The 13,868-nt window shown below is 73.2% G+C and carries 12 protein-coding genes and 2 pseudogenes; 8 read left to right on the top strand and 6 right to left on the bottom strand.

Features of this window, described 5'->3' with window-relative positions:
• Positions 1 to 163: 163 nt before the first annotated feature.
• Positions 164 to 850 (bottom strand): hypothetical protein, encoded by a 687-nt coding sequence (locus NBM05_RS01610; RefSeq protein ID WP_254164611.1) that lies wholly within the window; start codon positions 848 to 850, stop codon positions 164 to 166.
• Positions 851 to 1,097: 247 nt separating this feature from the next.
• Here NBM05_RS01610 and NBM05_RS01605 point away from each other — a divergent pair, with 247 nt between their 5' ends.
• The 8 genes and pseudogenes from NBM05_RS01605 (at position 1,098) to NBM05_RS01570 (ending at position 9,510) form a co-directional block, all read left to right on the top strand.
• Positions 1,098 to 1,772 carry a winged helix-turn-helix transcriptional regulator gene (locus NBM05_RS01605; protein WP_254164609.1) on the top strand — a complete coding sequence of 225 codons (675 nt, stop codon included), beginning with the start codon at positions 1,098 to 1,100 and terminating at the stop codon, positions 1,770 to 1,772.
• Between the two features lie 210 nt (positions 1,773 to 1,982).
• Positions 1,983 to 2,963 (top strand): annotated as a pseudogene (mshD, locus tag NBM05_RS01600) (mycothiol synthase); the annotation flags it as partial.
• 54 nt (positions 2,964 to 3,017) lie between these two features.
• A complete protein-coding gene (locus NBM05_RS01595) occupies positions 3,018 to 5,291 on the top strand; it encodes an RNA degradosome polyphosphate kinase (RefSeq protein WP_254164666.1) in 2,274 nt (757 codons plus the stop codon).
• A 101-nt stretch (positions 5,292 to 5,392) separates the two neighbouring features.
• Positions 5,393 to 6,337: an NUDIX hydrolase gene (locus NBM05_RS01590; RefSeq protein ID WP_254164606.1), complete on the top strand. Its 945-nt coding sequence runs from the start codon at positions 5,393 to 5,395 to the stop codon at positions 6,335 to 6,337.
• A complete protein-coding gene (locus NBM05_RS01585; protein ID WP_254164604.1) occupies positions 6,327 to 7,151 on the top strand; it encodes a thymidylate synthase in 825 nt (274 codons plus the stop codon). The genes NBM05_RS01590 and NBM05_RS01585 overlap by 11 nt, the downstream gene beginning before the upstream one ends.
• Entirely contained in the window at positions 7,148 to 7,855 is a 708-nt protein-coding gene (locus NBM05_RS01580; protein WP_254164602.1) for a dihydrofolate reductase, read from the top strand. Before NBM05_RS01585 ends, NBM05_RS01580 begins: the two co-directional genes overlap by 4 nt.
• Before the next feature lie 80 nt (positions 7,856 to 7,935).
• Positions 7,936 to 9,075, top strand: a complete 1,140-nt coding sequence (gene asd / locus NBM05_RS01575) for an aspartate-semialdehyde dehydrogenase (RefSeq protein ID WP_254164600.1) — start codon at positions 7,936 to 7,938, stop codon at positions 9,073 to 9,075.
• 9 nt (positions 9,076 to 9,084) lie between these two features.
• Entirely contained in the window at positions 9,085 to 9,510 is a 426-nt protein-coding gene (locus NBM05_RS01570; RefSeq protein WP_254164598.1) for a GntR family transcriptional regulator, read from the top strand.
• Positions 9,511 to 9,942: 432 nt separating this feature from the next.
• Here NBM05_RS01570 and NBM05_RS01565 read toward each other — a convergent pair.
• The 5 genes and pseudogenes from NBM05_RS01565 to NBM05_RS01545 all read right to left on the bottom strand — a co-directional run.
• Positions 9,943 to 9,987 (bottom strand): annotated as a pseudogene (locus NBM05_RS01565) (TIGR02611 family protein); the annotation flags it as partial.
• Positions 9,988 to 10,261: 274 nt separating this feature from the next.
• Entirely contained in the window at positions 10,262 to 11,362 is a 1,101-nt protein-coding gene (locus NBM05_RS01560; protein WP_302183611.1) for a UDP-N-acetylmuramate dehydrogenase, read from the bottom strand.
• Positions 11,363 to 11,427: 65 nt separating this feature from the next.
• The gene (locus NBM05_RS01555; RefSeq protein WP_254164594.1) at positions 11,428 to 12,702 is read right to left on the bottom strand and encodes an MFS transporter; all 1,275 of its coding nucleotides are present in this window, start codon (positions 12,700 to 12,702) and stop codon (positions 11,428 to 11,430) included.
• A 218-nt stretch (positions 12,703 to 12,920) separates the two neighbouring features.
• Complete coding sequence (locus tag NBM05_RS01550) at positions 12,921 to 13,379, bottom strand: MaoC family dehydratase (RefSeq protein ID WP_254164592.1); 459 nt, start codon at positions 13,377 to 13,379, stop codon at positions 12,921 to 12,923.
• 2 nt (positions 13,380 to 13,381) lie between these two features.
• On the bottom strand, positions 13,382 to 13,840 hold the full coding sequence (locus NBM05_RS01545) for an FAS1-like dehydratase domain-containing protein (protein WP_254164590.1): 459 nt from the start codon (positions 13,838 to 13,840) through the stop codon (positions 13,382 to 13,384).
• Positions 13,841 to 13,868 lie beyond the last annotated feature (28 nt).

Raw genomic sequence — 13,868 nt, 5'->3', positions numbered from 1 at the left:
GAGAGCCCGGGCATCCATGCCCAGGCTCTCGGCGAACGGTCGATGAGGCTACTTCTGACCCTTGAACAGACGCGCCACGACCACGGCCGCGGACCCCGCGATGGCCAGGCTGGCGATGCCCAGCAGGGACAGGTAGAAGATTTCCAGAGCGATGATCATGGCCTTAACGTAGCACGGCCAGGAGGAAGAACGTCCCCGCGTAGCCGAGGGTCCCGAAAAAGGCCACGGGCGTGACGCCGAGGGTGATCGCGCCCCGTCGCGGACCGTCCCGCGGGCCGGCCCAGATCATCCGCCCGCCCACGAACCCGATGCACGCGGCGATGATCAGGCCGGTCCCCCACACCACGGCGTCGGCGCTGGTCTCGGAGTGCACGACGGCCATGCCGATCCACCCCGAGGAGCTCACGGAGGCCAGCACGCCGGCGGTCGCGGCGATGACCGACTCGAGCCGCCCCCGCGCGCCCTCCCCGCGCGCCAGCTCGACGATGAAGCACAGCAGCACGCCCACGGCCACCACCGCCGGCAGCAGGTACAGCAGCCGGTCGATGGAGAAGACGTACACGACGACGCAGCTCAGCAGCCCGCAGCCGGCGATGAGGCAGGTGTGGGACACGACCCGCTTCTGGTCCCGCAGCGCGGCCGCGCCCGACGCCGCGGGCCACCCCCAGGCGATCGTCAGGACCATGACCACGGTGACGACCAGCGAGACCTCGGGCGAGAGGACGGCCCCGGTCAGCGAGAGCACGAGCGCGACGACGCTCGAGAGCGCCACGAGCGCGTAGCGCTCCCTCCCGTGCGTCCCGACGCGGCTCAGCGCGCGTTCGCGGCCCTCCCCTGGGGTGGCTTCCATGTTCCTCCGTGCGATCGGCTGCCCCGCCGGTGCCCGGCGCGTCCCGGCGCGTCGTCTCCGCGGCCTGATCCTGTCAGTCTAACCGGGCGGGCCCGGAGCGCGGATCTCGCTGCGCCGGCGTGCCCCGGCCTCCCCGGCCCCGGGTGCCGCACGCCATATACTGTCCCTCAGGCACCGGCGCCGCCCGAATACAGCACGCCCGTGCCCGTCATGGGCCGGCCGGCACGCCACACCCCGGAGGTAGTACGTGGTCCACATCCTGATGCTCAGCGACACCGCCGACGAGGCTGCCGAGGTGCTGCCCTCGCTCGAGCTGCTGACGCATCGGATCAGCGCGCAGCCCGCCGCGATCAAGGCGGAGGCCGTGCGGGCGCTGGAGGCCGACGTCGTGCTCCTCGACGCCCGCCAGGCCCTCGTGACCGCCAAGAACACCGCCCAGCTGCTGCGCGCCGCGGGCGTCCACCTGCCGCTGATCGCGGTCGTGGGCGAGGGCGGGCTGGCCGCCGTCTCGGCCCACTGGTCGATCACCGACTTCATCCTGAGCACCGCCGGGCCGGCCGAGCTGGACGCCCGGCTGCGCTTCGCGGGCGAGCGCACCGAGGACGAGCCGGAACGCGAGGCCGTCATCCGCTCCGGCGCCGTGAGCATCGACGAGGCCTCCTACGTCGCGCGGGTCAACGGGAACCCGCTGAACCTCACCTTCAAGGAGTTCGAGCTGCTGAAGTTCCTCGCCCAGAACTCGGGCCGGGTCTTCACGCGGGTCCAGCTGCTCTCGGAGGTCTGGGGGTACGACTACTACGGCGGCACGCGCACGGTCGATGTGCACATCCGGCGGCTGCGGGCCAAGCTCGGCAACGACCACGAGCAGCTCATCACGACCGTCCGCAACGTCGGCTACAGCTTCGCCGCCGGCTCCTCTTGAGGCTCCGGCGCCGCGGCCCGTGCCTCGCGGCCCGCGGACGACGCCGGCCGGTCGCGCAGGCTGTGGACGGCGGGGCGGGTCCGCGCCCGTCGTCCACCGCCATGCCCCGCGCCGGCCTCGCACGGGGTCGGGCGGGCCGCGCGGATTGTTAGAGTGTGGGAGAGGTGCGCGGGGCGCTGTCAGGCCCCGCTCCGGTGAGAGGAGACGGACATGACGGTGGAGCAGACGCAGCACGACTCCTCGACGCGCTTCCACGTGGAGGAGTCCCGGCCGACCCCGGGGCTCGTCGAGCGCGTGGAGCGGATCGCGCGGGCGGCCCAGTCGCACGACGGCGCGGCCCCGCTGTCCGAGCAGAGCCTCGTGGAGCTGCGCCGCGCCGCGGGCGAGGAGGGCACCGGGCTCCTCCTGGTGACCGCGTCCGAGGAGGGCGAGCTGGTCGGCGCCGCGGTCGCCACCGCGCCGCCGTCGGAGGAGGCCGCCGGGACGCTCGAGGCGGTCGTGGCCCCCGGGGCCCGCGGCCACGGCGTCGGGCGGGCCCTGCTGGGGTTCGCGCTGGGCGAGCACGGCCTGGGGGCCGAGCTGCCCCGGTACCGGGCGTGGGTGCACGGCACCGGCGTCGTCGGGGACAGCGACGAGTACTCGGCGCCGCTGGCCGCCGTCGCGCTGGCCCGGGACTTCCGCTTCACCTCGGTCCGCGAGCTCTGGAAGATGCGGCTGGAGCTGACCAACCAGGCCCGGGAGGAGCTCGCCCGCCAGGCCGCGCAGCACTCCCCCAAGGGCCCGGTGCGCCTGCGCACCTTCGAGGAGGCCGACGCCGGGGCCTGGATCGCCCTGAACGCCGAGGCCTTCGCCGACCACCCCGAGCAGGGGCAGCTGACGCTGGAGGACCTCTCCGCCCGCCGCGCCGAGGACTGGTTCCGGCCCGAGGGGTTCTTCCTGGCGGAGTCCGAGCGGGACTCCACCGGCAAGCCCGCGCTGCTGGGGTTCCACTGGACCAAGATCGAGGCCGAGCAGCCCGCCGGCGAGCGCGAGGGCGAGGTCTACGCCGTCGGCGTCTCCCCGGACGCCCAGGGCACGGGTCTGGGCCGGTCCCTCACGCTCACGGGCATGGACTACCTGGCGCGCCTGGGCCTGGACGGCTCGGAGGACCCGCTGCGGGCGATCGTGCTCTACGTCGACGCGGACAACAGCGCCGCGGTGGGCCTGTACCGTTCGCTGGGCTTCAAGCCCTGGGACGTCGACACCATGTACGCCCCCTCCCCCGAGAACGCGGCGGAGGAGGCCGACCGGCAGTCCCAGCAGCAGCACAACCTGACCCAGCCCGCCGTGACCACCAGCATCGCCAAGATCGAGCGGGCCGACACCCGCGGCGACCGCATCGAGGCCCCGGAGAAGGTCCAGACCCCGCTGCTGCAGGGCGACTTCGGCCCCGAGCGGTTCCTGGACCGCGAGTCCTCGTGGCTCGACTTCAACACCCGCGTCCTGGAGCTGGCCGAGGACCCTGACCAGTACCTGCTGGAGCGCCTGAACTTCCTCTCGATCGTGGCCTCCAACCTCGACGAGTTCTTCATGGTCCGGGTGGCCGGCCTGAAGCGGCGCATCGCGACCGGCATCGCGGTCCCCTCCGCCTCGGGGCTGACGCCCGAGGAGCAGATGGACCTCATCAGCTCCTCGGCCCACCGGCTGCAGGAGCGCCACGCGCGCGTCTTCCACGACCAGGTCCGGCCGGCCCTCGCAGAGGAGGGGCTGCTGATGGTCGAGTGGGGCGACCTCGAGGCCGAGGCCCGAGAGCGGCTGTCCGAGCAGTTCACCCGCGAGCTGTTCCCCGTGCTGACCCCGCTGGCGGTGGACCCCGCGCACCCCTTCCCGTACATCTCGGGGCTGTCGCTGAACCTCGCGGTCATCGTCCGCAACCCGCAGTCGGGCAAGGAGCTTTTCGCCCGCATCAAGGTCCCGGACCAGCTTGACCGGATGGTCTCGGTGGACGGGAGCCGCGCGACCAACTCGCCCTCCCGCACGGCCCGCTTCATCCCGCTCGAGGAGATCATCTCCCAGCACCTGCACCTGCTCTTCCCGGGCATGGACGTCGTCGAGCACCACCTCTTCCGGGTCACCCGCAACGAGGACCTGGAGGTGGAGGAGGACGACGCCGAGAACCTCCTCCAGGCGCTCGAGAAGGAGCTGCTGCGGCGCCGGTTCGGCCCCCCGGTGCGGCTCGAGGTCGAGGACACCATCAACCCGGCGATCCTGGACCTGCTGGTCTCGGAGCTGCGCATCCACGAGGACGAGGTCTACCGGCTCCCCGCCCCGCTGGACCTGCGCGGCATGTCCAACATCGTCGACGCCAACCGGCCCCGGCTGCACTTCCGGAAGTTCGTGGCCCACACCTCCCGCTTCCTGAACTCGGCCGAGACCGCCAATGCCGCCGACGTCTTCGGCGCGACCCGCGAGCGCGACGTCCTGCTGCACCACCCGTACGACTCCTTCGCGACCAGCGTCCTGGCGTTCCTGGAGCAGGCGGCCGCGGACCCCGCGGTGCAGGCCATCAAGCAGACCCTGTACCGCACCTCGGGCGACTCCCCGATCGTGGACGCGCTGATCGAGGCGGCCGAGTCCGGCAAGCAGGTGCTGGCCGTCGTGGAGATCAAGGCCCGCTTCGACGAGCAGGCGAACATCTCCTGGGCGCGCAAGCTCGAGGAGGCCGGGGTGCACGTGGTCTACGGCATCGTGGGCCTGAAGACGCACTGCAAGATCTCGCTCGTGGTCCGCCGCGAGGCCGACGGGCTGCGGCGCTACTGCCACCTGGGCACGGGCAACTACCACCCCTCGACCGCGCGCTTCTACGAGGACCTGGGCCTGCTGACCTGTGACCCGGTCATCGCCGAGGACGTCTCGCGGCTGTTCAACCAGCTCTCCGGGTACGCCCCGAAGACGAACTACGAGACGCTGCTGGTCGCCCCGCGCTCGCTGCGCTCCGGACTGATCGACCGGATCAACCGGGAGATCGCGCACCAGCGCGCGGGGCTCGACGCCCGCATCCAGATCAAGTGCAACTCGATGGTCGACGAGGCGATCATCGACTCGCTGTACCGGGCCTCGCAGTCGGGGGTCGAGGTCAACGTCGTCGTGCGCGGGATCTGCGCGCTGCGGCCCGGGATCCCCGGGCTGTCGGAGAACATCACGGTCCGCTCCGTGCTGGGGCGCTTCCTCGAGCACTCGCGGGCGTTCACGTTCGAGAACGGGGGCAAGCCCGTGGCCTACATCGGCTCGGCGGACATGATGCACCGCAACCTTGACCGGCGGGTCGAGGCGCTGGTGCGCATCAAGGACCCGGTGCACATCGACTACCTGCGCCGGATGTTCGACCTGTACGTCTCCGACGAGTCCTCCACCTGGCACCTCGCGAGCGACGGCGAGTGGAAGCGCCACTCCCGGGCCGCCGACGGCTCCCCGCTGCGCGACGTCCAGTCCTCCTACCTCGCCGCCCGCGCGCAGACCAGCTCCTCCTCCCGCTCCTGATCCGTCCGCGCCCCGCCGCCCCGACCCGGGCGCCGGTGCGCGTGCGCCGCCTCTTCCCCGCTCCCGTCCCCGCTCCTCCTGCGTCGAAGGATCCCACGCCCATGTCTCACTCTCAGGACGCCCGGCCGCCCATCGTGGCCGCCGGCGCGATCTGCTGGCGCGAACGCGACGGCGGGATCGAGGTGCTGATCATCCACCGCCCCAAGTACGACGACTGGTCCTGGCCCAAGGGCAAGCAGGATCGCGGCGAGTCGGTCCCGGAGACGGCCGTGCGCGAGCTCCAGGAGGAGGTGGGGCTCCGCGTGACGCTCGGCCCGCCCCTGGCCACGACCACCTACTCGATCTCGCGGCGGCGCAAGGACGTCTATTACTGGGCCGCCCACGTGGACCCCCTCGCGGAGGCCGAACCCGACGGCGGCGAGGTGGACCGCCTGGAGTGGGTCAAGCCCTCTCGCGCCCGGGCCCTGCTCACCAATCCCACGGACGCGGCGCCGCTGGATCGCCTGCTCGAGCTGCGGGAGGCCAAGGACCTGCGCACCCGGCAGATCATCGTGGTGCGCCACGCCAAGGCCAAGCCGCGCTCCTCGTGGTCCCGCGCCGAGGGCGAGCGTCCCCTCGCCGCGACCGGCAAGCGGCAGGCGGTCGCCGTGGGTCGGCTGCTCGCGTGCTGGCGGCCCGCCCGCGTCATCTCCAGCCCGTGGATCCGGTGCATGCAGACCGTGGCCGGCTACGCCCAGAAGTACTCCGTGCCGGTCAAGGAGAAGAACCGGCTCACGGAGGCCGCGCACGGCCGGAAGCCGGAGAAGGTCGCCCGGCTCGTCCACTCGCTCTTCGACTCGAGCCACTCGGTGGTGCTGTGCACCCACCGCCCCGTCCTGCCCACGGTCCTGGAGGCCCTAGGGCGGCACTGCCCCAAGCAGCTGCGCGCCCAGCTGCCCTCGAAGGACCCGTACCTCAGCCCCGGTGAGATGATCGTCCTGAACGTGAGTCTCAAGCACCGGGACCGCGTCATCTCGATAGAACAGGTCAAGCCCTTTGACGACTGAACCGATCCCCACCCCGTACGAGGACCTGCTGCGCGACATCCTGGCCACCGGCCACCGGCGCACCGACCGCACCGGCACCGGCACCGTGGGCGTGTTCGGGCGGCAGCTGCGCTTCGACCTGTCCTCCTCCTTCCCCCTGCTGACGACCAAGCGCGTGCACTTCAAGTCCGTCGCGATCGAGCTGCTGTGGTTCCTCCGCGGCGGCTCCAACGTGCGCTGGCTCCAGGAGCGCGGCGTGAGCATCTGGGACGAGTGGGCGGACGAGAACGGCGACCTGGGGCCGGTCTACGGGGTCCAGTGGCGCTCCTGGCCGCGGCCCGAGGGGGGCAGCATCGACCAGCTCGCCCGCGTCATCGACTCGCTGCGCGAGCGGCCCGACTCCCGTCGGCACATCGTGACCGCCTGGAACCCTGCGGAGGTCGAGCAGATGGCGCTGCCGCCCTGCCACGCCCTGTTCCAGTTCCACGTCGAGCCCGTCGAGGACGGCCCGGACCGCCTCTCCTGCCAGCTCTACCAGCGCTCGGCCGACATGTTCCTCGGGGTTCCCTTCAACATCGCCTCTTACGCGCTGCTCACGACGCTGGTGGCCGACCAGGTGGGCATGGTCCCCGGCGAGTTCGTGTGGACCGGCGGGGACTGCCATATCTACGAGAACCACCTGGAACAGGTCCGCCTGCAGCTGAGCCGCGAGCCGAGGCCGTACCCCTCGCTGCGGGTCGCGCACCGGGACTCCATCGACGCCTACGAGTACGAGGACTTCGAGGTCCTCGGCTACGACCCCCACCCCACGATCAAGGCGCCGATCGCGGTATGAGCGGCGCACGGGACGAGGAGACGGCCGGGACCGCTATCGGCGCCGACCGGGACGAGCGGAGCGGCGGCGTCGGCCCCCACGGGGGCACCGCGGGCGCGGCCTCCAGCGACCCCGGTGACCGCGGTCCCGAGCTAGCGGCCATCTGGGCCGAGGCCCGGGACCGCGTCATCGGCTCCGAGGGGACGATGCCGTGGCACGTCCCCGAGGACATGGCGCTGTTCAAGCGCGAGACCACGGGCTTCCCGGTCGTCATGGGCCGCGCGACGTGGGAGTCCTTCCCCGAGCGGTTCCGCCCGCTCCCCCACCGGACCAACATCGTGCTCAGCCGCGGCGCCCCGGAGGAGGGCGAGGAGCGCGGGGGCGCGTGGTGGTTCCGGTCGCTCGACGCCGCCCTGGAGCTGGCGGCCCGCTCGCCCGGCGGAACCGAGCGGATCTGGATCATCGGCGGGGCGAGTCTGTACGAGAGGGTGCTCGACGCCGTCGGCCTCCCCGCGGTGCGCGGCGGCCGGCTCTCCCGCGTGCTGCTCACCCGGCTCGACGCCGCCGTGCCCGGCGACCGGAGGGCGCCCGCCCTGGGCGAGGAGTGGTCAGCGCGCCCGGTGGGCTCCGGCGTGGACGAGCGGGCGCGCCTCGCCGGCGACGACGGCGCCCTGACGCCGCACCCCGTCCCCTACCGCTTCCTGGACGTCCGCCGGGGCCGCTGAGACCCGCGCGGCGCCGGCCCCGGGCCCGGCCGCCGGCAACGGACTCGGCCGTCCGCTTCGCGCCCGGTAGACTGACGCGTATGACTTTCAGCCGTTCAGATGCAGTGGGTTTTGTCGGTTGGCGCGGCATGGTGGGCTCCGTGCTCATGAAGCGCCTCGAGGACGAGGGCGACTTCTCGGGGATCACCCCCGTGTTCTTCTCGACCTCCAACGCCGGCGGCGAGGCCCCGACCTTCGCGGGCGTCGAGGCGGGCGGCACGCTGAAGGACGCCCACGACCTCGACGCGCTCTGCGAGCTGCCCATCATCGTCACCACCCAGGGCGGCGACTACACCCAGGCGGTGCACCCCGAGCTGCGCCGCCGGGGCTGGGACGGCCTCTGGATCGACGCCGCCTCCACCCTCCGCCAGAACGACGACGCCCTGATCGTCCTCGACCCGGTCAACCGCGACGTCATCGACCGCGGCCTCGAGGCGGGCGTCAAGGACTTCGTGGGCGGCAACTGCACCGTCTCCTGCCTGCTGATGGGCCTGGGCGGCCTGTTCCGCCGCGGCCTGGTCGAATGGGGCACGGCCATGACCTATCAGGCGGCCTCCGGCGGCGGCGCCCGGCACATGCGCGAGGTCCTCAAGGGCTTCCGCGACATCTCCGGCGGCGTCTCCACCGAGCTGCAGGACCCCGCCTCCGCGATCCTGGAGATCGACCGCAAGGTCCTGGAGCTCCAGCGCTCCGGGGACCTGGACACCGCGCAGTTCGAGGTGCCCCTGGCCGGCTCGCTGATCCCCTGGATCGACTCCGACCTCGGCAACGGCCAGTCCCGCGAGGAGTGGAAGGCCGACGCGGAGACCAACAAGATCCTGGGCCTCGAGGGCGCCGATCGTGTGATCATGGACGGCCTGTGCGTGCGCATCGCGACCATGCGCTCGCACGCCCAGGCGCTGACGCTGAAGCTCACCGAGGACCTGCCGGTCGAGGAGATCGAGCGGATCATCGACGAGGACAACGAGTGGGCCACCGTGGTGCCCAACACCAAGGAGGCCACCGCCCGGGGGCTGACGCCGGTGGCGTCGTCGGGAAGCCTGCAGATCCCGGTGGGGCGCATCCGCAAGCTCGCCATGGGGCCCGAGTACATCTCGGCCTTCACCGTCGGCGACCAGCTGCTGTGGGGCGCCGCCGAGCCGGTGCGCCGCATGCTCAAGATTGCGACCGGGACGCTCTAGGGGCCCCCGATGACCGAGCAGAGCCCCCGGCCGCTTCCCGTCGACCTCACGGAGGAGGGAGCGGTGCGGGGGTTCTTCGCCGTCGACCCGCGCTCCGACGTCCCGCCGTACTCGCAGCTGCGGCGCCGGGTCATCGAGGCCAGGGGGCGGGGGACGCTCGCCCCCGGCACCCGGCTCCCGCCGGTGCGCCGCCTGGCCATCTGGCTGGACCTGGCGCCCAACACGGTGGCGAAGGCCTACCGGGAGCTCGAGGCGGCCGGCGTGATCGAGACGCGGGGCCGCTCCGGAAGCTTCGTGCGCGCCGCCTCCGACGCCGAGGAGCGGGCCCTGGCGCTGACCCGCGAGTACCTGAAGACGCTGCGCGGGCTGGGCCTGACCGCCCGGGAGGGCCGATCCCTGCTGGACCGCGTGCTCGAGGAGGACGCCCCGGGATGACCCGGGACGGGGCGACGGCTGGCGCCCCGGAGTGGGCCGGCCACCGGCCTCTGGAAGGGCTGCCCGCCGGCCTCTGCAGGGTTCCCCGCCGCGCTCCGGACGGGCTGCCGCCGCACCGCGACAGCCCAGCCGTCGGCCTACGCGCGCCAGCCGCCCGGCCCCGGCGACGCACGCGCTGCGGGGCAGGACCAGGACCCTGCCGCGGGGGCGGTGCGGGGCGCAGCTGTGCCTGCTGTGGAAGCGCGCCTTGAGGAGGTCGTGGTGCTGGCGCCGGGCGATGCGGGCCCCCGCGCGCTCGGCCCTCAGGCACGCCTTGCGCTCCCGGCGCCCCTGCCGCCGGCGCCGGTAGGCGTGCCACACCGCGAGCACCCGGCCCTTGGCCCACTGGTTGAAGCGGTGGACCAGCGGATACTCGGTGGCCAGGACGCCCAGCCCGAGGAAGATCGCGAGCCAGCCCGGCCCCGGCGTCACCAGCATGACGACGCCGGCCAGCACGATCACGCCCCCGACGAGCGTCACGAGGACCTTGTGGATCACGCGCAGGACGGGATGACGGTGGGTGAACGCCTTGAACCGGCCCAGGAGGCGGTGCAGCCGCCCCTCGCGCTGGCCCTCTTCGATCTCGGCCTGTAGGCCCACCGGCACCTCCATCTGCCCTCGCGGCGTCACGTGTCCTGCCATTCTACGGGCCGACGGACGGCGCGTATATGGCCTGCCCCACGCGCGGGCGGGACCCGCAGGGAATTGCCAGCTAGAGCTCCGTGCCCAGCAGCACGGGCTCGGCCTCGAGGCGCACGCCGAAGGCCTCCTGCACGCCGTCGCGCACGGTGCGGGCGATTGCGAGCACGTCCCCCGCACTCGCTCCCCCGCGGTTGGTCACCGCCAGGGTGTGCTTGGTCGACAGCGAGGACCGCCCGCCCGCGATCCGGCTCGACTCGCCCCCGAGGCCGAAGCCCTTGGTGAAGCCGGCGTGCTGGATCAGCCACGCCGCCGAGAGCTTGATCTTCGAGGCGTCCACCTCGCCCGTCGGGTCCAGCACCGGGTAGCGCGGGGCGTCCTCGGGCACGGAGCCGGCCTCCTCGGCCGGGATGATCGGGTTGGTGAAGAAGGAGCCGGTGCTGAAGGTGTCCCGGTCGCCCGGGTCCAGGACCATCCCCTTGCCCGCCCGGAGCCCGAGCACCGCGCGGCGCACCTCGGCGGCCGGGGCCCGCTCGCCCACCTCGACGCCCAGGGTGCGGGCCAGCTCGGCGTAGCGCACGGGGGCGGAGTCGGCCCGGCGGGCCAGCGCGAACTCGACCTCGAGCACGACGAAGCGCGGGGAGGAGCCCAGGGACTCCCGCTTCAGGAGCGAGTCCCGGTAGGAGAACTCGAGGTCCTCGCGCCCGAGCTCGACCCGGCGCCCCTCGCGGCGGTCGAAGGCGATGACGCGGGTCAGCAGCTGGGAGACCTCGGTGCCGTACGCGCCGACGTTCTGGACCGGCGTCGCACCCGTGGTCCCCGGGATGCCGGAGAGGGTCTCCAAGCCGGAGAGGCCCGACTCGACGGCGCGCGCCACCAGCTCGTCCCACGGCTCGCCGGCCGCGACCCGCATCAGGGCCTCCCGCCCGCCGGGGCGGTCGGCGACCTCGACGCCGCGCGAGAGCACGTGCACCACGGTCCCGGCGAAGCCCTCGTCGCCGATCAGGAGGTTGGAGCCGCCGCCCAGCACGAGGAGGGGCTCGCCCGCGGCGTCGGCGCGGGCGACGGCGTCCACGACGGCGTCGGAGCTCTCCGCGGCCACGTAGGAGGCGGCGGGGCCGCCCACGCCGAGGGTGGTCAGGTCGCTCAGAAGGGTCTCAGTCACGGCATCCAGTGTACGGGAGCGCGCGGGGGCCTCTCCACGCGGCTCAGGCGCCCGCGCGGGGCGGCGGGGCCGGTTCAGACCTCTTCGCCGGGCAGCGGCCCCCGCAGGTTCGGCTCGCCGCCGTCCCGCTCCGCGGAGCGCGGCCGGCGCTTCGGCGCGGCCAGCTGCGGCACGAGGAACAGCGACGAGACCACCAGCACCAGGACCACCGCCAGGCCGTTCCGGACCCCCAGCGCCTCCCCGAGCAGCCCCAGCAGCGGCGGCCCGCCGAGGAACGCGCCGTAGCCGATGGTCGAGACCACCGAGACGCGCGCGGAGGCGCGCACGGGATCGTCCGCGGCGGCCGACATCCCGACCGGGAAGCCCAGCGCCGCGCCCACGCCCCAGACGAAGACCGCGATCAGGCCGAGCCACAGCCACGGCGAGAGCACGAACACCGCGAGCCCCACGATGGCCAGCGAGCAGGCGACGCGCATGACCGCGACCCGCCCGTAGGCGTTCAGCACCCCGGTGCCCAGCAACCGGCCCGTGGTCATGGCCGTGACGAACAGCCCGTAGCCGATGGCGCCCACCGAGGCGGGAGCGTCGTAGCCGTCGGTCAGGGCCAGGGCGACCCAGTCGTTCGCGGCGCCCTCGGCGAGCGCCATGCCCAGCACGAAGAGGCCGATGAGCACGGTCCGCCGCTCCCGCCAGGCGTGGCGCACCGAGTACGGCCCGCCGCCCTGGTCCACGATGGCCAGCAGGCCGGTGGTGGTGGTCCGGACGTCCCCGCCCTCGTGCCGGGTGAACCGCATGGACACCACGACCAGCGCGATGACGACGACGTACACCCCGGCCATGTGGGCGAACACCGAGACGCCGAGCGCGGTCATGACCGTGCCCACCACCGAGCCCAGCACGGTCCCCACCGAGAAGCAGCCGTGCATCAGCGGCATGCGCTGCTTCCCCAGGGCCCGCTCGACGCCGGCGCCCTGGACGTTGGCCGCCACGGAGTAGGTGGCCTGGCCCAGGCCGAACAGGCCCAGCCCGACACCTGAGACCACCACCGAGTGCAGCAGCGTGACCCCGGCGGCGAGGCCGAAGCCGCCCGCCATCATGAACGCGAAGGTCACCCAGATCGTCCGCTGCGCGCCGAGCCGCATGACCACCGGCCCGGAGGCGGAGACGGAGAGGAACGCGCCGACCGTCTGGGCCAGCAGCAGCAGGCCGAGCGGGCCGGCGGAGAGCCCCAGCTCCCCCGCGATGGCCGGCACCCGGACCAGCCACGCGGAGATGGACAGGCCGCTGGCCAGGTAGATGCCCAGGACGGCGAGCAGCCAGGCGCGGTCGGAGATGCGCGAGGTCTTCATGGGGTCTCGTTTCGGCTCGGCGGCGGGTGCGGGGTGCGAGTGGGCGGGGCCGCCGGGGCCCCTCACGACGACGTGCCGACCTCCCGGACCCCGCCGGCCGGGGTCGCGCTGGAGATCGGCACGTCGTCGCGTCGTCTCGGTCTCCGCGAGGCAGCGCCCTGCGCCGCGGTGGGTCCCTCAGGGGTGAGGGCCGATGCTCACATTCTTCCGCAGATCCCTCAGATCCGCACCACCGCCTGGGCCTTGACGAGCACCTTCTGGTCCTTGCCGGACTCGTCGGGGGCGGTGACGGCCAGGTCCACGCGCACCGTGGACGCCTCGGCGTCGAGGGCCCCGATCGTGCCGGTGACCGTGATCGCGGTGCCGCCGGTGTCCGGGGCGGCGTCGTCCTGCGCGTCCGGGACGGGCACGGGCTTGGTGAAGCGCGTCTGGTAGTCCAGGATCGCGCCGGGGTCCCCGATCCAGTCGGTCACGAGCTGGACCGCCGCGCCCATCGTGAACATGCCGTGAGCGATGACGCCCGGCAGTCCGACGGCGCGGGCGAACCGCTCGTTCCAGTGGATGGGGTTGAAGTCCCCGCTGGCGCCGGCGTAGCGCACCAGGTCGGCCCGGGTCACCTCGATGCGGCGGGTGCCGATGCCCTGGCCCTTCTCGAGCTCTGCGAAGGTCACGGTCATGGCTACTCCTCCCCCCGCACGAGCAGGGACGACACGGCGGTGGCGACGGGCTCCCCGGCGGCGTCCGCGATCTCCTCGCGGGTGGTGATCATGGCGCCGGCGCCCAGGGCGCGGACGGCGTCAACGTGGACGACGGCGGTGAGCTCGTCGCCGGCCACGATGGGGCGGTGGTGGGTGAAGCGCTGGTCCGCGTGGACCACGCGCGAGAAGTCGATCCCGGCCGTGGGGTCCTGGATCAGCTCCGCGTCGGCGGCCTGCGCGACGACGATCGCGAAGGTGGGCGGGGCGACCAGGTCCGCGTGGCCGAGCGCGCGGGCGGCGTCGACGTCGTGGTGCGCGGGCGCCTGGGCCTTGACGGCGCGGGCGAACTCGCGGATCTTCTCGCGGGAGACGACGTAGACCGGGGCGCCCTCGTACAGGCGCCCGGCCAGGTCCTCCGCGACGCTCTGGGATGCTGTCATGGCTCTCCTTGGCAGGTGGAAGGTGGCT

This window comes from Rothia santali (assembly GCF_024199905.1).
Taxonomy (GTDB): domain Bacteria; phylum Actinomycetota; class Actinomycetes; order Actinomycetales; family Micrococcaceae; genus Rothia; species Rothia santali.
Note: the sequence above shows the minus strand (reverse complement) of the source record. Positions and strands in the feature narration are given on the sequence as shown.